20 protein-coding genes are annotated in these 21,471 nt (G+C 77.5%); 3 read left to right on the top strand and 17 right to left on the bottom strand.

Annotated elements, in window-relative coordinates; translation table 11 throughout:
- Nucleotides 1-70 precede the first annotated feature (70 nt).
- From OF117_RS06540 to steA, 8 genes are read right to left on the bottom strand one after another with little or no spacing between them, the layout of a single operon-like run.
- A complete protein-coding gene (locus OF117_RS06540) occupies nucleotides 71-685 on the bottom strand; it encodes an NUDIX domain-containing protein (protein ID WP_263552010.1) in 615 nt (204 codons plus the stop codon).
- Nucleotides 685-2,421, bottom strand: coding sequence for a CTP synthase (locus tag OF117_RS06535; RefSeq protein ID WP_263552009.1), 1,737 nt, complete (start codon nucleotides 2,419-2,421; stop codon nucleotides 685-687). Before OF117_RS06535 ends, OF117_RS06540 begins: the two co-directional genes overlap by 1 nt.
- On the bottom strand, nucleotides 2,396-4,873 hold the full coding sequence (locus OF117_RS06530; RefSeq protein WP_263552008.1) for a hypothetical protein: 2,478 nt from the start codon (nucleotides 4,871-4,873) through the stop codon (nucleotides 2,396-2,398). The genes OF117_RS06535 and OF117_RS06530 overlap by 26 nt, the downstream gene beginning before the upstream one ends.
- Nucleotides 4,870-6,057 (bottom strand): glycosyltransferase family 4 protein, encoded by a 1,188-nt coding sequence (locus tag OF117_RS06525; RefSeq protein WP_263552007.1) that lies wholly within the window; start codon nucleotides 6,055-6,057, stop codon nucleotides 4,870-4,872. Before OF117_RS06525 ends, OF117_RS06530 begins: the two co-directional genes overlap by 4 nt.
- Nucleotides 6,050-7,678: a murein biosynthesis integral membrane protein MurJ gene (gene murJ, locus OF117_RS06520; protein WP_263552006.1), complete on the bottom strand. Its 1,629-nt coding sequence runs from the start codon at nucleotides 7,676-7,678 to the stop codon at nucleotides 6,050-6,052. Before murJ ends, OF117_RS06525 begins: the two co-directional genes overlap by 8 nt.
- Entirely contained in the window at nucleotides 7,675-8,544 is an 870-nt protein-coding gene (locus OF117_RS06515; RefSeq protein ID WP_263552005.1) for a hypothetical protein, read from the bottom strand. The genes murJ and OF117_RS06515 overlap by 4 nt, the downstream gene beginning before the upstream one ends.
- Nucleotides 8,541-9,539, bottom strand: coding sequence for a copper transporter (locus OF117_RS06510; RefSeq protein ID WP_263552004.1), 999 nt, complete (start codon nucleotides 9,537-9,539; stop codon nucleotides 8,541-8,543). Before OF117_RS06510 ends, OF117_RS06515 begins: the two co-directional genes overlap by 4 nt.
- Nucleotides 9,536-10,723 (bottom strand): putative cytokinetic ring protein SteA, encoded by a 1,188-nt coding sequence (gene steA / locus OF117_RS06505; RefSeq protein ID WP_263552003.1) that lies wholly within the window; start codon nucleotides 10,721-10,723, stop codon nucleotides 9,536-9,538. Before steA ends, OF117_RS06510 begins: the two co-directional genes overlap by 4 nt.
- 165 nt (nucleotides 10,724-10,888) lie before the next feature.
- Here steA and OF117_RS06500 point away from each other — a divergent pair, with 165 nt between their 5' ends.
- The gene (locus OF117_RS06500; RefSeq protein WP_263552002.1) at nucleotides 10,889-11,989 is read left to right on the top strand and encodes a TetR/AcrR family transcriptional regulator; all 1,101 of its coding nucleotides are present in this window, start codon (nucleotides 10,889-10,891) and stop codon (nucleotides 11,987-11,989) included.
- Between the two features lie 255 nt (nucleotides 11,990-12,244).
- Here the strand turns inward: OF117_RS06500 and OF117_RS06495 are convergent, their stop codons facing one another.
- The 5 genes from OF117_RS06495 to OF117_RS06475 all read right to left on the bottom strand — a co-directional run bounded on the left by OF117_RS06495 (nucleotide 12,245) and on the right by OF117_RS06475 (nucleotide 17,030).
- A complete protein-coding gene (locus tag OF117_RS06495; protein WP_263552001.1) occupies nucleotides 12,245-12,958 on the bottom strand; it encodes a methyltransferase in 714 nt (237 codons plus the stop codon).
- A 125-nt stretch (nucleotides 12,959-13,083) separates the two neighbouring features.
- Complete coding sequence (gene recN, locus OF117_RS06490) at nucleotides 13,084-14,985, bottom strand: DNA repair protein RecN (protein WP_263552000.1); 1,902 nt, start codon at nucleotides 14,983-14,985, stop codon at nucleotides 13,084-13,086.
- The gene (locus OF117_RS06485) at nucleotides 14,960-16,027 is read right to left on the bottom strand and encodes an NAD kinase (RefSeq protein WP_263551999.1); all 1,068 of its coding nucleotides are present in this window, start codon (nucleotides 16,025-16,027) and stop codon (nucleotides 14,960-14,962) included. The genes recN and OF117_RS06485 overlap by 26 nt, the downstream gene beginning before the upstream one ends.
- Entirely contained in the window at nucleotides 16,024-16,821 is a 798-nt protein-coding gene (locus OF117_RS06480) for a TlyA family RNA methyltransferase (protein ID WP_263551998.1), read from the bottom strand. Before OF117_RS06480 ends, OF117_RS06485 begins: the two co-directional genes overlap by 4 nt.
- Nucleotides 16,821-17,030: a hypothetical protein gene (locus OF117_RS06475; protein WP_263551997.1), complete on the bottom strand. Its 210-nt coding sequence runs from the start codon at nucleotides 17,028-17,030 to the stop codon at nucleotides 16,821-16,823. Before OF117_RS06475 ends, OF117_RS06480 begins: the two co-directional genes overlap by 1 nt.
- Nucleotides 17,031-17,347: 317 nt before the next feature.
- Here OF117_RS06475 and OF117_RS06470 point away from each other — a divergent pair, with 317 nt between their 5' ends.
- Nucleotides 17,348-17,686 (top strand): sterol-binding protein, encoded by a 339-nt coding sequence (locus tag OF117_RS06470; protein ID WP_263551996.1) that lies wholly within the window; start codon nucleotides 17,348-17,350, stop codon nucleotides 17,684-17,686.
- Nucleotides 17,687-17,698: 12 nt separating this feature from the next.
- Here the strand turns inward: OF117_RS06470 and OF117_RS06465 are convergent, their stop codons facing one another.
- Nucleotides 17,699-18,793, bottom strand: coding sequence for an HAD-IIA family hydrolase (locus tag OF117_RS06465; protein WP_263551995.1), 1,095 nt, complete (start codon nucleotides 18,791-18,793; stop codon nucleotides 17,699-17,701).
- Between the two features lie 79 nt (nucleotides 18,794-18,872).
- Nucleotides 18,873-19,268: a tetratricopeptide repeat protein gene (locus tag OF117_RS06460; protein WP_263551994.1), complete on the bottom strand. Its 396-nt coding sequence runs from the start codon at nucleotides 19,266-19,268 to the stop codon at nucleotides 18,873-18,875.
- An 89-nt stretch (nucleotides 19,269-19,357) separates the two neighbouring features.
- On the opposite strand from OF117_RS06460, the gene OF117_RS06455 reads away from it, so the two are divergent.
- The gene (locus tag OF117_RS06455) at nucleotides 19,358-20,704 is read left to right on the top strand and encodes a DUF1015 domain-containing protein (RefSeq protein ID WP_263551993.1); all 1,347 of its coding nucleotides are present in this window, start codon (nucleotides 19,358-19,360) and stop codon (nucleotides 20,702-20,704) included.
- Nucleotides 20,705-20,714: 10 nt separating this feature from the next.
- Here the strand turns inward: OF117_RS06455 and OF117_RS06450 are convergent, their stop codons facing one another.
- Both OF117_RS06450 and OF117_RS06445 read right to left on the bottom strand, forming a co-directional pair.
- The gene (locus tag OF117_RS06450; RefSeq protein WP_263551992.1) at nucleotides 20,715-21,074 is read right to left on the bottom strand and encodes a single-stranded DNA-binding protein; all 360 of its coding nucleotides are present in this window, start codon (nucleotides 21,072-21,074) and stop codon (nucleotides 20,715-20,717) included.
- Between the two features lie 100 nt (nucleotides 21,075-21,174).
- Nucleotides 21,175-21,471 (bottom strand): hypothetical protein (locus tag OF117_RS06445; protein ID WP_263551991.1); only part of this gene is annotated, 297 nt, incomplete at its 5' end.

Here is a 21,471-nt window from a genome sequence, read left to right as displayed (position 1 = left end):
GGCTACCTTGGCAGGCCGCCCGTCCGCCCCGCAGCCGGGGGTCGGTGGTCGGGTCCGGCACCGCCGGGTGTCAGCCGGCGTCGACCGGGCGCAGCCCGGGCCGCGCCGCCCGGTGCTGGGCCGCGGCGAGCAATCCGGCCACGGCGGTCCCGTTGCGGATGTCGCCGTCGAACACCCGCTGCACGGCCTCGGCGAGGGGCACCCGGACGACCTCCATGTCCAGCTCCTCGAACTCGACGACGAAGTCCTCCGGCGGCTCCACCTCGCTGAGCTCCTCGGCCAGGTAGACCAGCACCTGCTCGTCGCTGAAGCCGGGGCTGCTGTAGGTGGTGACGAGCAGCGACCATCGGCCGGCGGCGAGCCGCGCCTCCTCGGCCAGCTCCCGGCGCGCGGTGTCCAGCGGCGGCTCGCCGTCGGCGTCGCGCAGGCCCGCCGGCAGCTCCCACAGGTAGGCGGCCACGGGGTGGCGGTACTGCCGCAGCAGCACCACCCGCTCCTGCTCGTCGAGCGCGACGACGGCGACCGCGCCGGGATGGCGGACGACGTCGCGCACGCTGTCGCCGCCGTCGGGCATCGTCACCGTGTCGCGGCGCAGCGAGATGATCGGCCCGTCGAACACCGGTTCCGAGGCGAGCACCTCGTACCGGTGGCCGGCCGGGCCGGTCGCCCCCGTGGTGCCGGACATTAGATGCCGACCTTCTCCGCCTCGTCCGCAGGCACGGGCAGCCGCGCGGACCCGGAGTAGTCGAGCGCGGCCAGCACGAACGCCCGGAACAGCGGGTGCGGCCGGGTCGGCCGGCTCTTGAGCTCGGGGTGGGCCTGGGTGCCCACGAAGAACGGGTGCACGTCGCGGGGCAGCTCGGCGAACTCGACCAGCAGCCCGTCGGGCGAGGTGCCGGAGAAGACCATGCCCGCCTCGGCGAGCCGGTCGCGGTAGGCGTTGGCCACCTCGTAGCGGTGGCGGTGCCGCTCGGTCACCGACGTGCCGCCGTACGCGGCGGCGACCACCGAGCCCGACTCCAGCGCCGCCGGGTAGCTGCCCAGGCGCATGGTGCCGCCCATCCCGCGTTCGCCGGCGATGACGTCGACCTGGCTGGCCATGGTCGCGATCACCGGGTCGGGGGTGTCGGGGTCGAACTCGGTGGAGTTGGCCTTCTCCAGCCCGGCCAGGTCGCGGGCCACCTCGATGACCATGCACTGCAGGCCCAGGCACAGCCCGAGCGTCGGGATGCCGTTGACCCGCGCGTAGCGGATCGCGCCGAGCTTGCCCTCGATGCCGCGGACGCCGAAGCCGCCGGGGACGCACACGCCGTCGACGCCGGCCAGCGCGTGGGCCGCGCCCTCGGGGGTCTCGCAGTCGTCGGAGGGCACCCACCGGATGTCGACCCGGCTGTGGTGCGCGAAGCCGCCGGCGCGCAGCGCCTCGGTGACCGACAGGTAGGCGTCGGGGAGATCGATGTACTTGCCGACCAGCGCGATGGCCACCGTCTCGCGCGGCGCGTGCACGCGGTCGAGCAGGTCGCCCCACACGGTCCAGTCGACGTCGCGGAACGGCAGCCCGAGCCGGCGGACGACGTAGGCGTCCAGCCCCTCCCGGTGCAGCACCTTGGGGATGTCGTAGATCGACGGCGCGTCGGCGCACGAGATGACGCCCTCGAGGTCGACGTCGCACATCAGGCTGATCTTGCGCTTGAGCCCGGTGCCGATCTCCCGGTCCGACCGGCAGACCAGCGCGTCGGGCTGGATGCCGATGCTGCGCAGCGCGGCGACCGAGTGCTGGGTCGGCTTGGTCTTCAGCTCACCGGACGGCGCGATGTAGGGAACCAGCGAGATGTGCAGGAAGAAGCAGTTGTCGCGGCCGATCTCGTGCCGCACCTGCCGGGCGGCCTCCAGGAAGGGCAGCGACTCGATGTCGCCGACCGTGCCGCCGATCTCGGTGATGACCACGTCGACCCGGCCCGGCCCCTCGCCGCCGGCCATGATCCGCGACTTGATCTCGTTGGTGATGTGCGGGATGACCTGCACGGTGTCGCCGAGGTACTCGCCGCGCCGCTCCTTGGCGATCACGTCCGAGTAGACCTGGCCGGTGGTCACGTTCGCCCGGCCGTCGAGGTCGGTGTCGAGGAAGCGCTCGTAGTGGCCGATGTCGAGGTCGGTCTCGGCGCCGTCCTCGGTGACGAACACCTCGCCGTGCTGGAACGGGTTCATCGTCCCGGGATCGACGTTGAGGTACGGGTCGAGCTTCTGCATGGTGACCCGCAGGCCCCGGCTGGACAGCAGCGCGCCGAGCGAGCTGGCCGTCAGGCCCTTGCCGAGCGAGGAGACCACACCGCCGGTGACGAAGACGAACTTCGTCGGCTGGGTGTTGTGGAGGAGGCTGTCGTTCCCGTAGCGATCACGCGTTCCAGACGGTCGACCCACGGGAGACGACCGTAACACGGTCGCCGTCCTCGACCGGGCCGGAGCGGGGGGTCCCGCCGGGCGCCGTCCGCCCCTCGGCGTCGCTGCCACGGCCGGCCGCCAGCCACACCAGCAGCGGCACCAGCAGCGCCGCGGCGGTGGCGGGGACCGCGACGCCGGAGTCGTTGACGGCGGCACCGATCGCCAGGCTCAGCGCGACGGCCAGCAACCCGGCGCGCAGCACCTCGGCGTCGCCCGGTGCCAGGCCCGCCCGGCCCCCGACCCCGCCGGCCGGGGCGCGGCTGCGAAGCAGACCGCCCGGCCCGGCCAGCCACCACGCGGCGAACAGCGCCGTCGGCAGGGTCCACACCAGCGGGCTGCCGAGCAGGATGTCGAGGTTGGCCTGGGCCTTGCGCAGCACGACGGTCCACGCCTCGCCGCTGAGCACCTGGTCGACGAAGCGGCCCAGGTGGCTGCGCTCGGCGGGCGGTCGGCGCCAGTCCAGCAGCGCCACCGCGCCGACGGTGACCACCGCCGCGCCGATGACCCCGACCAGCCGCGGAACGGTCACCCGGATCCGGCCGAGCAGCATGGCCAGCAGCGCGAAACCGGGCAGCGCGGCCAGCACGCCGCCGAAGTCCCGCCCGAGCGCCGGCGTCCCGACCACCGCCACGGTGAGGACGCCGATCGCCGCGACGGTGCCGAGGACCGCGGCCCGCCCACGGCCGGCGGGCGCCCGCCGGCCGGCCGCGGCGGCCGCGGCGGCGGTGAGCAGCAGCACGCTGACCGACAGCAGCCCGAACGTCAGGTTGCCGTAGCCGGTGAACCGCCCGGCGACGATCGCGTCGTACCCGAGCAGGCCGTCGAGCTCGAGCGTCGAACCGGTCAGCACGTCCCCGACCAGCGTGCCGGCCGTCACCGCGAGGACGGCGAGCGGCGGCCCGAGCCGGGTGGCGCGCCACGGCCCGAGGAGGGCCAGCGCGACCACGGCCGCGTCGGCGGCCAGGACGGCGGCCAGCAGCGCCGGCCGCGGCGCGCCGGCGGCCGCCCAGGGCACCAGCCCGGCCAGGTAGGTGGCCCCGGGCAGCGCCGCGACCGCCAGCGTCGCGGTCCGCAGCACCGGCCGCAGCCGCCCTCGGGACGCGCGGACCGTCCGGGGCCGCAGACCGAGGACGGCGACGCCCAGGGCGACGACCACGGCGAGGGCGACGACCAGCGTCCAGAACAGGATGCCGGTGCTGCGGTAGTGCACCCGCGCGGCGGTGCCCGCCTCCTCCAGCTCGGCGACGGCCTCGGCGAGCGCCGGCCGGCCACCCGTGCGCTGCATCGGCTGGCCGTTCATCGAGGACGGCGCCTCGATGCCGAGGGCGCGCAGCGCGGTGGGCGCCACGTCGATCAGCTGGACGAACGGGGCGCGGCCGGTGCTCGACGACGTCAGCCACCCCCGCTGCTCGAACCCGGGCCCGGAGGCGATGCCCACGTGCAGCTGCGGGCGGGCGTCGTCGACCTCCGAGACGCCCTGCACGAGCAGCAGCGTCTCCCCGGGCAGCCGGCCGGCGGCCGCCCGCACGCGGCCGACGGCGGCGTCGACCCCCGCCAGGGCGGCGGCCCGCGCGTCCGGCACGGTGTCCGCACCCGGGTCCGGTGGCGGGGCCGCCGGGTCGACGTCGGCGGTCTCGAACAACCCGTCGAGCGACAGCACGCTCAGCGGGCAGCCGCCCAGCAGGCCGGTCAGCGCGCCGTCGTCCGCGGGGAGCTCGTCGGCGACGGCCGGTTGGACCCCGGCGGCGGCGACGGCCAGGGTCGCCGCGCGACCCGCCACGCCGGCGCAGCCGACGGCGGCGCCGAGCGCCGCCGGGCGGGCTCCGAAGCGCACCGTCCCCTCGTCCTCGGCGATCCGGCGGACCGTGCCGGCGGGGTCGACCAGGGCCAGGGTGCTGATCCGCTGCTGCAGGTCGCACAGCGACGGCAGGTCGCGCACCGGCTCCTCGGCGGCGGGGCCGGTCCCGTCGCCGGTTCCCCCGGGCGCGACGGCGTCGGGCGAGGTCGCCTCGGACGGGGAACGACCGGGCCCCGTCCCCTCCGGCAGCGATTCCCCGGGCAGCGACTCGTCGGGCAGCGGCACGGTGGGCACGGGCACCGTCGGCAGCGGCTCCTCCGGCCCGGGGTAGCGCGCCCGGTTGCCCGCACCGAGGGTGGCCCAGCCGTCGAGCGGGCACGTGATCGACCGGGCGGCGCGCACCGACAGCGCACCGATCGGCGCGTCCTCGGCGAGGGCCCACAGCTCCGGTGTGCGGTCCGGGGCGAGGTCGGTCCAGCTCAGCCCCGGCACGCCGACGACCACCACCCGGTCGGCGGCGTACTGGCCGTCCGCGGTGTCGGCCGCGCGCGCGGGCGCCGCACCCAGCAGCACCGCGAGCAGGGTGGTCAGCCACGCGGCGAGCGCGCGGGCCGGAACGCGCCGCCGGCTCACCGGGGCCCGCCCTCCGGCGGCCCGAGCAGCTCCCGGTAGACCGCCACGAGCTGCCGCGCGGTCGCGGCCTGGTCCGGCCACCCGGCGGCCCGGGCCCGGCCGGCCTCGGCCAGCCGGGTCGCCCGGCCGGGCTCGGTCAGCACGCGGACGACCGCCTCGGCCAGCGCGGCCGGATCGTCGACCGGCACCAGCTCGGCGGCGTCGCCGAGGAGCCCGGGCAGACCGCCGGTGCGGGTGGCCACCAGGGGGGTGCCCGACCGCAGCGCCTCCTGCGCGGTCAGCGACCGCGCCTCCCAACGGGAGGGGAGCACGCACACGTCGGCGGCGGCGAGCAGGTCGGCGACGTCGCCCCGGCGGCCCAGCAGCCGGACGGGCAGCCGCCCGGCGGCGATGCGGGCGGTCAGCTCCGCGTGGAGGGGTCCGTCGCCGGCGACGGCGACCAGCGGAGCGGCCGGCAGCCGCGCGTCCGCCGACCACCGCCCGGCGGCGTCGAGCAGGACGTCGTACCCCTTCTGCGGGTGCAGCCGGCCGACCGCCACCACGAGCGGCACCCCGTCGGGGACCGCGAGCTCGGTCCGCACCTCCGCGCGGGTGCGCCGGGGCGGCGGCAGCGGCGGCGCGGACACGGGGGCGGTGCGGACGTCGGCAGCACCCAGCCGGCGGGCGTTCGCGGCCAGGTCGTCGGAGGCGGCCAGCACCAGGTCGGCCGCCCGCACGGTGGTGCGCTCGGCGGCCTGCAGCACGCGCCGGTGGAGCCCGCCGCCCTCGGGCAGCGCGTTGTGGAGGGTGACGACGAGCGGCCGCCGGGGTGCGGTGCTCCGCACGGCGGCCGCGGTCACCAGGCCGGCGCGCAGCCCGTGGGCGTGCACGAGGTCGGCGCCGGCCAGCGCCCGGCGGAGGGCGAGCACGGCCCGGGCGTCGGCCGGGGGCGCCAGGCCCGCCGAGATCTCGACGGGCCGGAAGTCCGCGCCGGCGGCGGTGAAGGCGAACAGCGCGTCGGTCGCGGCGGGCCCGCACACCCGGACGCCCGCCCCGGCCGCGGCCAGCGGCGCGAGCACCGACCGGACGTGCGTGCCGACCCCGCCGGTGCTGGTGGCGAGGACCTCGGCGATCCGCCGGCCGGCCAGCGGCGCCCCGGGCGCGACCGGATCCTCCCGCCCGGCGGCGGGCAGCGTGTCAGCCACCGTGCACCTCCTGCCGGACGGGCGACCGCAGATCACGCAGCGCCGCCGTGATGGGGGCGCGCGCGGTTCCCATGATGACCGCCGCGGCCACCACCGCGGCGGTGCAGCCGGCCAGCGCACCCGAGCCGAGGGCGAGCAGCACCCCCTCCGGGGGTCGCGGGGCGGCCCCCAGCGCCCGCGCGACGGCCAGCCCGACGGCAGCGGCGACGACCGCACCGAGCAGCGCCGCCGCGCCGGCGTGCGGCAGCCCGCGCAGCGCGTGCGGGCCGACGACGCGGGCGACCACGACCAGCAGCGCCGCGCCGCCGACGGTCACGCCGAGCGTGTGCCCCAGGCCGAGCGCGAGCGCGCGGTCGGCCTGGGGCAGCAGGCCGGCCAGGACCACGTCGGCGGCGACGGCCACCAGCCACCCCGCGACGACGCAGGCGGTCGGCGCCCGCCAGAGCCCGCGCGCGTACAGCGTCCGGCCGAGCAGGGCGACCAGGCCGTAGCCGAGCAGCCCGGGGGCGAAGGCGACGATGGTCTGGCGCAGCGCCTCGACCTGGTCGGTCGCCGCGGAGCTGAGGAAGACGCGGGCCATCGGACCGGCGACGGTGACCAGCACCGCGGCCGCGCCCGCGGCCGTCACCACGGTGAGGACGGCGGTCGGCGCCAGCACCTGGCCGAAGCCGACCTCGTCACCGGCCTCGGCCCGCTCGGCCAGCCCCGGGTAGGCCGACGTGGCCAGCGGCACCGCCAGCGCCGCCCACGGCACGAGGAACAGCGTCAGGCCGGCGGCGTAGACCACCTGGGTGCCGTCCGGGCCCGCGGCGGCCAGCCGGATGGCCACCGCGGCCAGCAGCTGCTGGCCGGCGAGGGTCAGCACGCCCGCGACCGCAAGCCGGCGCACCCGTGGTGCGGCGCCCACCGGGAAGCGCAGCGACGGGCGCAGCGCGAGATCGAGCCGGCGCAGCGGGGCGAGCAGGCTCAGGCTGAGCGCGGCCACGCCGAGCGTCGTCCCCACCCCGAGGACGAGCTCGGCCGGCGTCGACAGCGCCTCGGCGGACCCCGCGCCGTCCATCGCCGCGAACAGCAGGTACGAGGCGGCCACCACGACGCTCGACAGCAGCGGCGCCAGCGCCGGCCCGGCGAAGCGGCGGTGCGCCTGCAGCACCCCGGTCAGCACGATGCCCACGCCGTAGAGCACGACCTGGGGCGCGAACACGAGCAGGAAGCGGGCGGCCAGGGCGACCTCCGCGGAGCCGTCCGCGCCACCGCCGAGCAGCAGCCGGGCGAGCGGCCCGGCCAGCACCGCGACCAGGACGGCCAGCGGGGTCAGCACGAGCAGCGTCCACCCCAGCAACGCCGACGCCGTGGCACGCACCTGCGCCCGGTCGCCGGCGGCGATGCCGCCGGCCAGCATCGGGACGACGAGGCTGGCCAGCGCTCCCCCGGCGACGACCTCGAAGACGATGTTGGGGACGGCGTTGGCCGCGAAGTAGGTGTCGCCGGTGCTGCCGGCGCCGACGGTGTTGGTGAACACGAGCGTGCGGCCGAAGCCGGCCAGCCGCGCGAGCACGGTGAGCACCGAGATGAGCACCGCCGCGCCCGCGACGCCGGAGAGGAACTGCCGGCGGCTCATCGGCCGCGGCGGCCGAGCCGGTCCAGCTCCCGCAGCCCGGGGGTCGCCTCGATGACCCGCGTGAAACTGACCCGCTCGCTGGCCAGCGTGAGGCCCACGACCGCGGTGAGCAGCGCGGTCCGGGACGGCCGGGCCGGCACGCCGGCCAGCCGCAGCCCGAGCAGCGCGCCGACGGCGTTGGCCCCGCAGTCGCCGAGCATGACCCGTTCGCCCAGGTCGGCCGGGAGGGCGGCGAGCGTGGCGCCGAGCGGTCCGGCCACCAGCCCACCCGCGGGCCCGCCGAGCGTGGCGGCCGCCGCGAGCGCGCTCGCCTTGGCCGCGCGTCCCGGGCGCACGTCGAGCAGGTTGACCAGGTTCGCCGTCCCGGCGACCAGGCCGGTGGTCAGCACACCGTCGGCGAGGCGGGTGAGCGCGGTCGGCCGCCGCGCCGGCACCCGGCCGGTGAGCACGGCCGCGGCCACCGCGGCCGCGCTGATGCCGGCCACCTTGACGGCGCCGGCGGAGATGCGGCCCGCGCGCAGCGCGGCCAGGTGCCCGGCGAGGCCCTTGTCGCGGGCCTGCTCCGGCCGCGCACCGGCGAGGTCGTCGTAGGCACCGACCGCCCCGGCCACCGTGCCCACCAGCGCCGCCGCGGCGCGGCCGCCCGGGGCCGCACCGAGCACCGCAGTCGCGGTCGCCGCCGCCGCGAGCGCCGGGCCGCCCAGCAGGGTCACCGGCCGGCCGGCGTAGTTGGTGCGCCGCCAGGGCTCGCCACCCGGCCGGTCGGCGAGCCGTTCGGCCGCGCTCAGGGCCGCCCGCGAGGTCGCCGCGCCGGCGAGCGCGAGCCCGGCCCGACGCGCCGCCGTCCGCCCCGTCCCGCTCGTCACGGGGCGGCGGGCGACACCGGGGGCACCGGCTGCGCGTCCTCCCCCGTGCCGTACTTGCCCGAAGTGCCCTCCGCCTCGCGGCCGAGGGCCAGGACGGTGCTGATCCGTCCCGCGGAGGTGCCGACGTTGTCGACCGTGGAGATCGCGGCGGAGAGGGTCGGGTCGGCGCGGATGGCGCCCACCAGGCCGCTCTCGGCGGCGGACGCGGCGTCGCCGGCGACCACCGCACCCGAGCCCGCGGCGTCCAGGGCGGTGACCAGCTCGACGAGCGTCCCGTTGCGCTCCTCGGCGTCGGCGGTGAAGGCGTCGGCGGTGAGGACGACGGCGAAGTCGGCCGGGGCCACCGACGCGCTCTCCTGGGTCAGCACGTCGAGCGCGGAGAGGCCGGCGACCACCGACGAGACGTCGGCGGTGCTCGGCTGGCCGGCCGGGGACCCCCCGGCCTCCGCCTCCGGCGCGGTGTTCTGCTCCGGCGACCCGGCGTCGGCGGGGGCCATCAGGACCTGGGAGAGCAGCGCGGCGACCAACCGGCCGGCGTCGTCGGTCTCCGGCAGCTGCACGCCCGGGGGCAGCCCCGGTCCGGTGACGTAGCTCTGCAGCGCGGCCGCGGTCGCCGGGTCGCTGTACTCGGGCTGCAGCCGCAGCGTGCCGGTGACGCTGCCGCCGGCCTGCGCCACGAGCGAGGCCACCTCGTCGACGATCTCGGTGCCGACGGCCTCGTTGGTGGTCAGCAGCAGCACGCTGCGGTCGGTGAGGGCGCCCTCGACCAGGGCCGGCGCGACGGACTGCTCGAAGTCGTCCGCGGTGTCCAGCCGGGCCTGCAGCTGCTGCGTCTGGTCCTCCAGGGCCCGCTTGTCCTGCTCGAGGTCGGTCACCTGCGCCTCGATGTCGGCGAGGATCGGGTCGTTGAGCTGGGTGGTGCCGATGACGATCCCGAGGGCCACCGCCAGGAAGACGGCGATCAGCGAGACCAGGTGGTAGCGGAAGTCGATCACGTGAGGAGGTTCTCCAGCCAGAACACAAAGCTGTTCCATTGGTCGAGCAGCAGCTCGAGGTAGACCCGGCCCGCGGCCGACACCGCGATGGCCGACCCGATGGCCACGAACGCCGCGATCACCAGCACGACCAGCGCGGCGGTGGAGATGCGGCTGCGGTACAGCCGGCTGACCCCCTTGGCGTCGACCAGCTTGCCGCCCAGGCGCAACCGGGTGAGGAAGGTCGAGGCCATGCCGCCGCGGCCCTTGTCGAGGAATTCGACGAGCGTGGCGTGCGTGCCGACGGCGACGATCAGCTTGGCGCCCTTCTCGTCCGCGAGCAGCATGGCGATGTCCTCGCTGGTGGCCGCCGCGGGGAAGGTGATCGCCTCGACGCCGAGGTCCTGCACCCTGGCCAGCCCCGGCGCCCGGCCGTCGGCGTAGGCGTGCACGACGACCTCGGCACCGGACCGGAGCACGTCGTCGCTCACGGAGTCCATGTCGCCGATGATCATGTCCGGCTGGTAGCCGGCGTCCTTGAGCGCGTCGGCACCGCCGTCGACGCCGATGAGGACCGGCCGGTAGTCGCGGATGTAGGAGCGGAGGGCGTGGAGGTCCTCCCGGTAGTCGTAACCGCGGACGACGACCAGCACGTGCCGGCCCTCGATCTGCGTCGCGACGTCCGGCACGCCGACGCCGTCGAGCAGCAGCGCCCGCTCCCGCTTCATGTACTCCATGGTGTTGGCGGCGAACGCCTCCAGCTGCACCGACAGACCGGCGCGGGCCTCGGCCATGGCGGCCGCGACCGACTCGGCGTCCTGGCGGATGCCCTCGCCCAGGACGGTGCCGTCCTCGCCGATCAGCCGGTCGCCGTCGACGCGGGCGAGGGCACCCTCCTTGACCGCGGCGAAGACCTCGGTCCCGACCCCGTCGACGAGCGGGATGCCGGCGGTGACGAGGATCTCCGGGCCGAGGTTGGGATAGCGGCCGGAGATGCTCGACGCGGCGTTGACGACGGCGGCGACGCGGCAGGCCACCAGCGCGTCGGCGCTGACCCGGTCGATGTCGACGTGGTCGATGACCGCGATGTCGCCGGGCCGCAGCCGCTTGGTGAGGGTCTTCGTGCGCCGGTCCAGGCGGACGGTGCCGGTGGCGTCCGACCCGACGTCGGCGGCCCGGCTCCGTCGGAGGGTCCCGATGCGCATGCCCCCGATGGTCCCATGAGCGGCCTGCGGCCTCCCCGACCGACGCGCGAGCGCGACCGGTCCGTCACAGGACGTGGCCGACACCACGGGCGGAGCGACACGCCGGTGCCGACGAGGCCGTTCGCGGCGCGGGGACGCCGACCCGGCGTGGCTAGCGTTGCGGCTGTGACTGGAGTGGCGCGGGCCCTGCCCCGGACGACGAGCGCGCCGGACGGCACGGCGCCCGAGGAGCGGCGCGACGAGGGGCGGCTGGACGGCGCTCCGGCCGTCGTCCGCGCGGTGCCGAGCGCCCCCGTGCCGCATCCCCGGCCGACGCCGCCCGGCGCGCCCGCGCCGGCGCCACCGGCCGCCGCACCCGTGGCGCCGCAGGCCGCCGCACCCGTGGCGCCGCCCGAGCCCGCGCCGACGCGGGAGGCCCCGGACGAGCCGTGCGCCCGGGCACCCGATGTCCCGGCGTCCGATCCCGCAGCCCCCGACCTCACCGCGCCCGATGTCCCGGCGTCCGACCTCGCAGCCCCCGACCCGGCAGCGCCCGACCGCACCGCGCCGGACCGCAGTGCCCTCGATCTCGCGGCGGCGCCCGACTCCCCTGCGTCGGGTGACGCCGCTCCGGCCCGTCGGGGCCGCACGGCGAACGGACCGGGACGGCGCGAGCTCCGGCGCCAGGAGACCCGGGCGCGGATCGTCGACGCGGCCGCCGACCTCTTCGCCGAACGCGGCTTCGACTCGGTGAGCGTCGTGGAGATCGCCCGCCGGGCAGGCGTGGTGGAGAAGACCGTCTTCAACCACTTCCCGGTCAAGGAGGGGTTGGTCTTCGACGCCGACCCACCGGTGCGCACCGCCCTCCTGGGAGCGGTCCGCCGCCGGCCGGTCGGCGAGTCGGTGTCGGCGGCGGCGGGGACCTTCGTCGTCACGGCGATGAGCCGCCTCGGTGAGCCGGAGGTGGCGTCCGGCCTCGCCCGGATGGCGCGCATCGTCCGCGGCTCGCGCACGCTGCAGGTCCGCGAGCAGGAGATCCTCGGCGAGTTGACCACCGCGCTGGCCGCGCTCATCGCCGAGGAGACCGATGCGCGGTCCGGTCAACTGGAACCGTGGCTCACCGCGCACGCCGTCCTGGGGTTGTACGCCGGGTTGCTGGAGCTGGCCCGGGACCGCGCGCTGGCCGGGATCACCGGCGCTCCGCTGGCCGCCGAGCTGCGCCGCCGCGGCCAGCGCGGCCTCGCACTGCTGCAGTTCGGCCTGGCCGGCTACGGCAAGCGGCGATGACGGTGACATAGTCATCCTCCGGATGACACCGCGGCCACCGGCCGTCCCCCCCGTGCGCCGAGCGCCACCCGTCGCTCCTCGGGGGACCCTCCGGGCCCCCGCTCGTCACGACACCGCGGCCACCGGCCGTCCCCCCGGCGCGCCGAGCGCCACCCGTCGCTCCTCGGGGGAACCTCCGGGCCCCCGCTCGTCACGACACCGCGGCCACCGGCCGTCCCCCCGGCGCGCCGAGCGCCACCCGTCGGCGCACGGTGATCAGCCCAGCTGCAGGGCCCCCAGCAACTGCGCGGAGCGGTCGCCGGGGACGTCGGGGTCGCGGCTGAACAGGGCCACGGCCACCACGTACTCGTCGTCGCCGGTCCAGCCCCGGCCCGCGGCGCAGATGCGGCGGATGTGGTCGCGCACCTTCGGCTCGCCGCTGTACCGGCCGTAGTCCAGGCCCATGGCCAGGAAGTTGACCACCCGGTAGCCGAGGTCGGTCGCGGTCGCCAGGGTGGCGGCCGGGTCGGCGTAGCTGGCCACGGCCGCGACGACGTGGTCGTAGCCGGCCTTGAGCAGGCGCAGCAGCAGGTCGTTGCCGTGCACACCGCCCCAGAGCTCGGGCATGAGGATGTCGCCGTCCGGCGCCGGGATGTACGGCGGATTGGCGATCGCGGTGGTCACCGCCGGTCCGCCCGCGGCGTCGGCCTGGTCGAAGAAGTCGCCGTGCTCGACGGTGTACCGGTCGGCCACCCCGCGCGCGGCGATGTTCGCCCGGGCGCGCTCGACCGCGGCGGCGCTGATGTCGTAACCGTGCACGCGGAGGCCGGGCAGCCCGGCGACCACCTCGGCGATCGCGGCGGCGTCACCGGTGCCCAGTTCGACCACCCCCGCCTCCTCCCACCGCAGGAGGGACCGGTACCGGTCGAGCAGCAGGCAGACGGAGGCGCCGTAGTGCGCGGACTCGTCGACGGAGTCGAAGCAGCTCACCGGGCGGCGTCCGGTGCGGGGACGGCGGGCGGGACGAGTGGCGCACTTCTCCGTGGCACGCGCCCGGTCTACCCCGCCCCGGCCGAGAACACTCCCCCCGACGGGGACGCCCTGACCCGTTCGGGTCAGCCGCGGGCGGCGGCCACCGCCAGCAGCTCGCGGGCGTGCGCCTGGCCGGTGTCGCTGTCGGCCAACCCCGACAGCATGCGGGCCAGCTCCCGGACGCGCTCCTCGCCGTCGACGGCGCGGATGTCGGTAGCCGTGACCCCCGCCGCGGTGTCGGCGGACTTGTCGACCACGAGGTGGGTGTCGGCGAAGGCCGCCACCTGGGCCAGGTGCGTGACGACGACGACCTGGTGGTCGCGCGCCAGGCGCGCCAGGCGCCGGCCGATCTCCCCGGCGGCCTGCCCGCCGACCCCGGCGTCGACCTCGTCGAACACCATGACCGGCACCGGGTCGGCACCGGCGAAGACCACCTCGATGGCCAGCATCACCCGAGACAGCTCGCCGCCGGAGGCCCCCCGGTGCACCGGCCGCGGCGGTGCACCCGGATGGGCGGCGAGCAGCAACGCGACCTCGTCGACGCCCTCGGGTCCCGGATCGTGGGGATGGCTGTCGATCGAGAAGGAGACGCGCGCGGCCGACATGGCCAGTCCCGAGAGCTCCGCGCCGACCTGCGCGGCGAAGCCGTCGGCGGCGGCCCGCCGGCCCTCGGTGAGGCGGCCGGCCAGCTCGTCGACGTCGACCCGGGCGGCGTCCCGAGCCGCCTCCAGCCGGGACAGCGCCTCGTCGGAGACGTCGAGCTCGGACAGCCGGCGCCGGGCGTCCTCCGCCCAGTCCAGGACGCCGGCCAGCCCTGCTCCCGGGTCGGCGTACTTGCGCACCAGGGCGGTGATGGCCGCGCGCCGGTCGAGGACCTCGGCCAGCCGGCCCGGGTCGGCGTCCAGGTCGGCGACGTAGCCGGCCAGCTCGACCGCGACGTCGGCCACCACCGCGGCGGCGTCGGCCAGCCGCTGCGCCAGCGGGGTCAGCGCCGGGTCGTCGGCCGCGGCCAGCGCGCGCTCCGCCACTGCCAGGGCGGCGGTCGCGTCGGGGGCCAGCTCGCCGCCGCCGAGGTCGCCGGTGATGTCGCCGACCAGCGCCATGCGGGCCTCGTCGGCGGCCGCCCGGAGTGCGTCGGCGTCGCCGAGCCGCTTGGCCTGGACGTCGAGGGCCTCGTCCTCTCCCGCCTCGGGTGCGACCGCGGCGATCTCCTCCAGCCCGTGCCGCAGCACGTCGGCGGTATGGGCGAGCTCCCGCGCCCGGGTGCGCCGCCGGTCGAGGTCGGCGGCCAGCTCCCGCCAGCGAGTGTGCGCGGCACGGTACTCGTCGAGCAGCGCCAGGTGCGCGGCGCCGGCGTACCGGTCGAGCGCGCGGCGCTGCTCGGCAGGCCGGGACAGCCGCAGTTGGTCGGTCTGCCCGTGCACGGCGAGCAGGCTCTCGGCGAGCTCCGAGACGACCCCCACGGGCACGCTGCGCCCACCGAGGAAGGCGCGCGAGCGGCCCTCGGCGCTCACCGTGCGGGCGAGGATGAGGCTGCCGTCGTCGTCCGCATCCGCTCCCGCGTCAGCGGCGCGCTCCCACACCGGGGAGTCCGCCGGCAGCAGCAGCCGTCCCTCGACGCCGGCCCGGCCGTTGGCCCGCACCCGCCCGGGGTCGGCGCGGCCGCCGAACAGCAGCGTCAGCCCGGTGACCACCATGGTCTTGCCGGCGCCGGTCTCACCGGTGACGACCGTGAGACCGCTGCCGAGCTCGAGGGTGACGTCGTCGATGGCCCCCAGGCCGCGGATGCGCAGCTCGCCGAGCCGCCCGAGGGCCGCGGCGTCGGCCCTCCCCGCCGCGTCCCGGTGCCGGTCCGGTCCCGTGCCGCCGGTCCGCTCGGCACCGCGTCCGTCGACCCGGTCGGCGGGCGGCCGGTCCGCGCGGTCGGCGGGCGAGCCCGCCGGGCGGCGGGCCGCGCGGTCAGCCGTGGTCGGCCGTGCCGGCACCGCGCACCTCCTCCGCCGGTGCGCTCCCCCAGCCCCGGCCGTCGTCGGCGACCGGCCCGGTGACGACGTCGCGGGTGAGCACGTTGCGGCTGGGGAACAGCTCGTGCCCCGGCCCGTGGCTGCGCGCGTCGCGGAAACCGCGGACGGGCAGGCCGAACTTGGCGACCAGCCGGTCCCCGAAGGTCGACGCGTGCACCCGGGCGATGCGCACCGCGTGCGCGGCCCGCCGGACGTCGATCCGCCCGCCGACCGGGACGTCGACCGCCCGCCGGCCGTCGGCGGAGATCCGGGCCCGGTTGCCGTCGGTCGGCACCGCGACGGTGAGCACCGAGTCGGGCGAGGTGACCAGCGGCCGCGCGAACAGGGCGTGCGCGTTGGTCGGCACGAGGAGGAGCGCCTCGACGTCGGGCCACACGACGGGCCCGCCCGCGGAGAACGCGTACGCGGTCGACCCGGTGGGCGTGGCGAGCAGGACCCCGTCGCAGCCGAAGCTGGTCAGCGGACGCCCGTCGATGGCGATGACCACGTCGAGCACGCGCGACTGCTGGGTCTTCTCCAGCGAGACCTCGTTGAGCGCCCAGGTGCCGCCGACCACCGTGCCGTCGGCGTCCAGCACGTCGACCTCGATGGCCAGGCGTTCCTCCACCGAGTACTCGCAGTGCTCGATCGCGCTGAGCGTCTCCTCGACGGCCTCCGGCTCGGTCTCGGCGAGGAACCCGACGCGCCCGAGGTTCACCCCCATCAGGGCGGCGTCGCTGTACCGCGCGAGCTCGGCGGCGCGCAGGAAGGTGCCGTCGCCGCCGAACACCATGACGATCTCCGTCGCGTGCGCCGCGCCGGGACCGGCCGGGACCACCTCCGCGCCCTCGATGCCCAGGCGGGAGGCCTCCTCCTCGAGCACGCGGACGGCGATCCCGTCGCGCCTGAGCCGGGCGGCCGAGGTGCGGGCCAGGTCGACGATGTCCCGCCGGCCGGTGTGCACGGCCAGCAGGACGCGGCGGACGGTCGCGTGGGCGTCGGCGCCGGTGTGCGGATCGGTCACTGGGGTCCCTCCCGGACGGCGCGGCGGACGTCCTCCTCGTCGAGGAGTCCGGCGTCGCGCCGGAGCCACAGGAAGAATTCCACGTTCCCGGCCGGTCCCGGCAGCGGACTGGCGACGACGCCGGCGCCGCCCCAGCCGAGCCCCGCCGCCGCGTGGGCGACGTCCAGGACGGCCTGCACCCGGTGCTCGGGGTCGCGGACGACGCCGCCGGCACCGAGGCGGGCGCGGCCCACCTCGAACTGCGGCTTCACCATCGGCAGCAGATCGGCGGCGGGCCCGGCGCAGGCGGCCAGCGCCGGTAGCACCAGCGCCAGGGAGATGAAGGACAGGTCGGCGACGACGAGGCCGACCGGGCCGCCGATCGCGTCCGGGGTGAGCGTGCGGACGTTGGTCCGCTCGTGCACGCGCACCCGCTCGTCGGTGCGCAGCGACCAGGCCAGCTCGCCGTACCCCACGTCGACCGCGACGACCTCCGCGGCACCGCGGGAGAGCAGCACCTCGGTGAAGCCGCCGGTGGAGGCGCCGGCGTCGAGGGCGCGGCGTCCGTCGACGACGACCCGGAAGGCGTCGAGGGCACCGAGCAGCTTGTGCGCCCCGCGCGACACCCAGGCCGGCTCGCCAGGATCGGTGCGGACGACGACGGGCGTGCCGGCGTCGACACCCGTCGCCGGCTTGCTCGCGGCCTGCCCGGCGACGGCGACGCGGCCCTCGGCGATGAGGGCGACGGCGTGCTCGCGCGACCGGGCCAGGCCCCGCCGCACCAGCTCCGCGTCCAGGCGGCTGCGACGGGCCATCAGAGCGGGTCGATGCTGCCGAGCTCGCGCTGCAGCCGGGCGTGCTCGGCCTCGAAGACGGCGACGTGCTCGGCGACCGGCCGCTCGGCCAGATCGGCGAGGCGCTCGGGCTCCCGGTCCTCGCGGGGCTCCTCCGGCTCGGCAGCCGGGGCCGCGGCACCGGGCCGCGGCGGACCCGGGACCGGGCGGGCCGGGCTCGGCTGGGTCATGGCTGGTCGCCTCCGAGGTGCGCTGGGTGGTGGCCGGGGCGCTCCGGCCGGCGGGCGGAGGCGGTGGTCGTGGCCGTACCCGCTCCCCTCCGTCCCCGTCCGAGGTTACCGGGCGGGACCGACGGTCCGGCCGGTCCCGGCGGCCCGGACGGCGGCCGCGACGCGTGCGCGGGGCCGGCCGACCGGGGTCGCGGGACCCGGCCGCCGGGGCCCCCCGCGGGGCCGCACACCCGCCCGCGGCTGCGGTCGGCGCAGCCGGACGGTAGCGTCCCGCCGCCGGCTGTCGACGACCGTCCTCCCCGGAGGTGCCCGCCCGCGTGGCCACGACCGACGAGTGCATGACCGCCCTGCGCGGCGTCCTGCAGCCCCTGGCGTCGCACCGCGCCGCCGCGGGGCTGGACCGGAGCATCTCCTGCCACCTGACCGATCTGCGCCAGGTCCTGCTGGGGCGTCTGGCCACCGGGTCCGTGCGGGACCTCCGGGTGGTGCCTGAGGGTCCGGACGCGCCCCGGGCCGACATCCGCCTGGCCATGACGAGCGACGACCTGGTCGCCCTCACCGCGGGCGACCTGTCGTTCGGGCCGGCGTGGGCGTCGGGCCGCATCAAGTTCGAGGCGGGTCTGCGCGACGTGCTGCGGCTGCGCTCGCTGCTCTGATCCGCAGCCGGTCTAGCCGGGAGCCATCCCCCACCGGTCGAGCGCCCGCCGAGCCGGCGCGTCGGTCGCGACGATCCGCGCCGGTCCGCCCGATGCGGCGGGCCGCGACCAGCGCGCGACGCAGAGGGCGCGCAGCCCGTCGAGGCCGTCGCCGGAGCCGCCGTCCGGGAACCCGCCCCGCTCCCGCAGCGAGAGCTGCAGCGCACCGGCCTCCCCCGGCCGGACCGTCCAGCCCCCGCAGCGCCACGCGCCGCCGTCGCTCACCACCGGCGGGTGCACCGCGAGCAGCCCGGCCGCGTCGGGCGCGACCAGGTGCGGACGCTGGGCCGGCTCGGCCTCCAGGAGTGCCGCCGCGCCCGTGATCCCGGACAGGACGAGCAGGCTCGGCACGCCGGCCCGGTGCGCGCCCTCGATGTCGGTGTCGAGCCGGTCGCCGACGACCAGCGGCCGGCGCGCCCCGGTGCGGCGCACGCACTCGGCGTGCATCGCGGGATCGGGCTTGCCGGTCACCAGCGGCGGGACGCCGGTGACCGCCTGCACCACGGCGACCAGCGCGCCGTTGCCGGGCACGGGTCCCCGCGGGGAAGGGACCGTGACGTCGGCGTTGGTGGCCACGTGCCGGGCGCCGGCGCGGACGGCGACGACGGCCTCGGCCAGCTGCTGCCACCCCACGTCGGGGCCGAAGCCTTGGACGACGGCGACCGGCCCGTCATCCGCCCCGGCCACCACGCGGAGTCCGGCCGCCCTCAGCGCGGCGGCCACACCCGGGCCACCGACCGGCAGCACGGCGGCACCGGCCCCCCACCGCTCCCGCACGACCGTGGCCGCGGACTGGGCGCTGGTGATGACGTCACCCGGCCCGGCGTCGACGCCCAGCCCGGTCAGCAGGGCGGCCACCCGCTCGGGCGTCCGGCTGGCGTTGTTGGTCACGAAGCCCAGCCGCAGGCCGGCCGTCCGGGCCCGGGCCAGGGCGTCCGGCACGCCGGGGACGGCCTCGGGCCCGACGTAGACGACGCCGTCGAGGTCGAGCAGCGCGACGTCGAAGGCCCGCGCGGGCGGCTCGGCACACCCGGCCGCGAGCGGCGGCGGATCGGTGGCGCCGTTCATCGCCGGAACGGGCGCCGGGACGCGACGGGCACCGGACGTGGTGCCCGGATGACGGCGCACCGGGCGGCGGGTTGCCCGGTCACGACGGCCCCGCCGCCCGGCGGGCCCGCACGCCGCGCAGCGCACGGCTGTAGTGGCCGAGCTCGGGACGCATGGCCACGGCCAGGGCCAGGTGCTCCGCGGCGAGGTCGAGCTCGCCGGCGCGGCTGGCGGCCATCCCGAGGCCGAAGTGGGCGTAGTCGTCGGTCGGGTTCACCGCGGTCAGCCGGGTGAAGCTGGCGATCGCCTCCGCGTAGCGGCCCGCGTCGTACTGGGCGCGGGCCAACGCCTCGAGCACGCTGCGCGAACCGGGCTCGGCCTCGGCGGCTCGCGCGAGCAGCGTCGCCGCGGCGTCGGGGTTGCGTTCCCCGAGCAGCTGCATGCCACGCCGGTACCACTCGTAGACGCCGCCCTCGGGGGCTCCTGCCTCGGCCACGCATGCACCTCCTCGTCCGGTGGGCGCCGTCCGGCAGCGCCCCGCCGCCGTGCGGACGCGGCCGCGGGTCGGAGCGCGGCGCTCCTACCATGTCCGTCGTGCCCTCGTCGTCGGTGGACTCCCCGTCGCCGGGCGCGACGGGGCTCGACGTCCGGCCCTTCCGGGCCCTCACCTACCGGCGACACGACCCCGAGCACCTGGCCAGGGTCAGCTCGCCAGCCTACGACCTGGTGTCGCCCTCCGGTCGCGACCGGCTGGCCGGGGCGGATCCGCACAACGTGGTCCGCCTCATCCTGCCGCGCGGTGGGGTCGCCAACGGGAGCAACGCCGGACCGCCGGCCGCGGACCCACCGCCGGCCGGGGACCCGCTCCGATCGGCCGCGGGAACGCTGGCGTCCTGGCGCGCCGACGGCGTGCTCGTGCGCGACGTCGTCCCGGCGCTGTGGGTGTACGAGCTGCAGCCGCCGGACGGCGCGCCGGCCACGGTCGGCTGGCTGGGCGCCGTCGCGCTGCCCCCGGCCGGGTCGTCGGCGGTCCTCCCGCACGAGGACACCTATCCCCCGGCCGTCGAGGGTCGGCGGGCGCTGCTGGCCGCCACGGCCACCGACCTGGAGCCGATCGTGCTCGCGCACGACCCTTCGCCCCGCGCCGCCGAGCTCGCCCGCGACGTGTCCCTCCGGCCGGCCACGCTCGCCTTCCGCGACGACGACGGGGTGTGGCACCGGCTGTGGCGGGTGACCGACGAGCCCACGCTGCGGCAGGTGGTCGGCGCGCTGGCCGCCACGCAGGCCGTCATCGCCGACGGGCACCACCGCTTCGCCGCCGCGCTGGCGCACCACCGCAGCGATCCGCGACGGCCGGGGAGCGACGCGGTGCTCGCGCTGGTCACCTCGAGCGGACCGGGCGGCCTCCGCGTCGAGGCCATCCACCGGGTCGTGCCGGACCTCCCGTTCGACCGGGCCGTCGCGACGGCGGCCACGCGCTTCACCGTCTCCGAGGTCGGGTCGGGCCGGGACTGCCCCGAGGCGGAGCGGCTGGCCCGCACCTGGCTCGCCGAGCCGGGGGCACGCGGCCTGCTGGTCAGCGACGGCCGCCGGGTGGTGGCGCTGACCGAGCCCTCGGCCGAAGCGCTCGCCGCGGTACCGACGGAGGCCCCCGCGGCCTGGCGCGGCCTGGACGTCGTGCTGGCCCACCACGCGCTGCTCGACGGACCGTGGTCGGTGCCCGACGACCCGGCGACGGTGGTCATCGCCCACGACGTGAGCGCGGCGCTGCGCACGGCGGCCGAGCGGTCGGGCACCGCGGTCCTGCTCCGTCCGCCCTCACCGGCGGACGTCGCCGCCGTGGCCCGGGCCGGCGCCCGGATGCCGCGCAAGTCGACGCTGTTCGTGCCGAAGCCGCGCACCGGGCTGGTGCTACGACCGCTGGACGACTGAGCGTTCTCCCTCAGGCCGACTCCACCGACCCTCCGGCCGGTGACCGTGCCACCTTCCGGCCGCGGCGGCAGTTGACCTCGCACACCGAGGCGGTTCCGCTCGACGTCCGCCAGAAGCGCCGCTGCAGCGCACCCTCCACCTCGACGACGTCGCCGGGCTGCCAGGCGGCCGCGCGGCGCTTCAACGCCCGGTCGTAGGTGATGCAGCTCAGGACGTCGACCGTCCGGCCTCGGGCCCGGGGTTCCGGTCTCCGCACCACGAGACGGAAGGTCACCAGGGTGTCGCCGCTGGGCAGCTCGCGGAGTTCTGCGGGGGCCGACAGGCGTCCGCGCAGGACCACGTCGTTGCGATCGATGACAGCCACGCTCATGCCCGGAGCCTCTCCGGCCGGCGGCCGCGGACCCAGGCCCTCCCGGCATCTGTGGACGGCCCCGCGGGATGGGGACGGTCCGCGCGGGTCCTGTCGGACCTCAGTGCTGCCGGTCGTCCGGGCCGTCCGCCGGAGGTCCGGTCTCGCCGAGGAGTTCGGCCACCTCCGCCTCGACTTCCGCGTCGAAGTCGGCGTCCGGGGCGTCCGCTCCACCCAGGTCGACGTCCGCCGGCTGCGGTGCATCGACGCGGTCGGTGGTCTCGCCAGCCGGGGGCGGCACGTCCTCGACGTCCGGCAGCTCGATGCCCGGCTCCCCGACGTGCGGCTCCCCGACGTGCGGCTCCCCGACGTCCGGCTCCCCGACGTCCGGCTCCCCGACGTCCGGCTCCCCGACGTC

The organism is Geodermatophilus sp. YIM 151500 (assembly GCF_025716945.1).
Taxonomy (GTDB): domain Bacteria; phylum Actinomycetota; class Actinomycetes; order Mycobacteriales; family Geodermatophilaceae; genus YIM-151500.
This window is presented reverse-complemented; position numbering and strand designations above follow the sequence as displayed.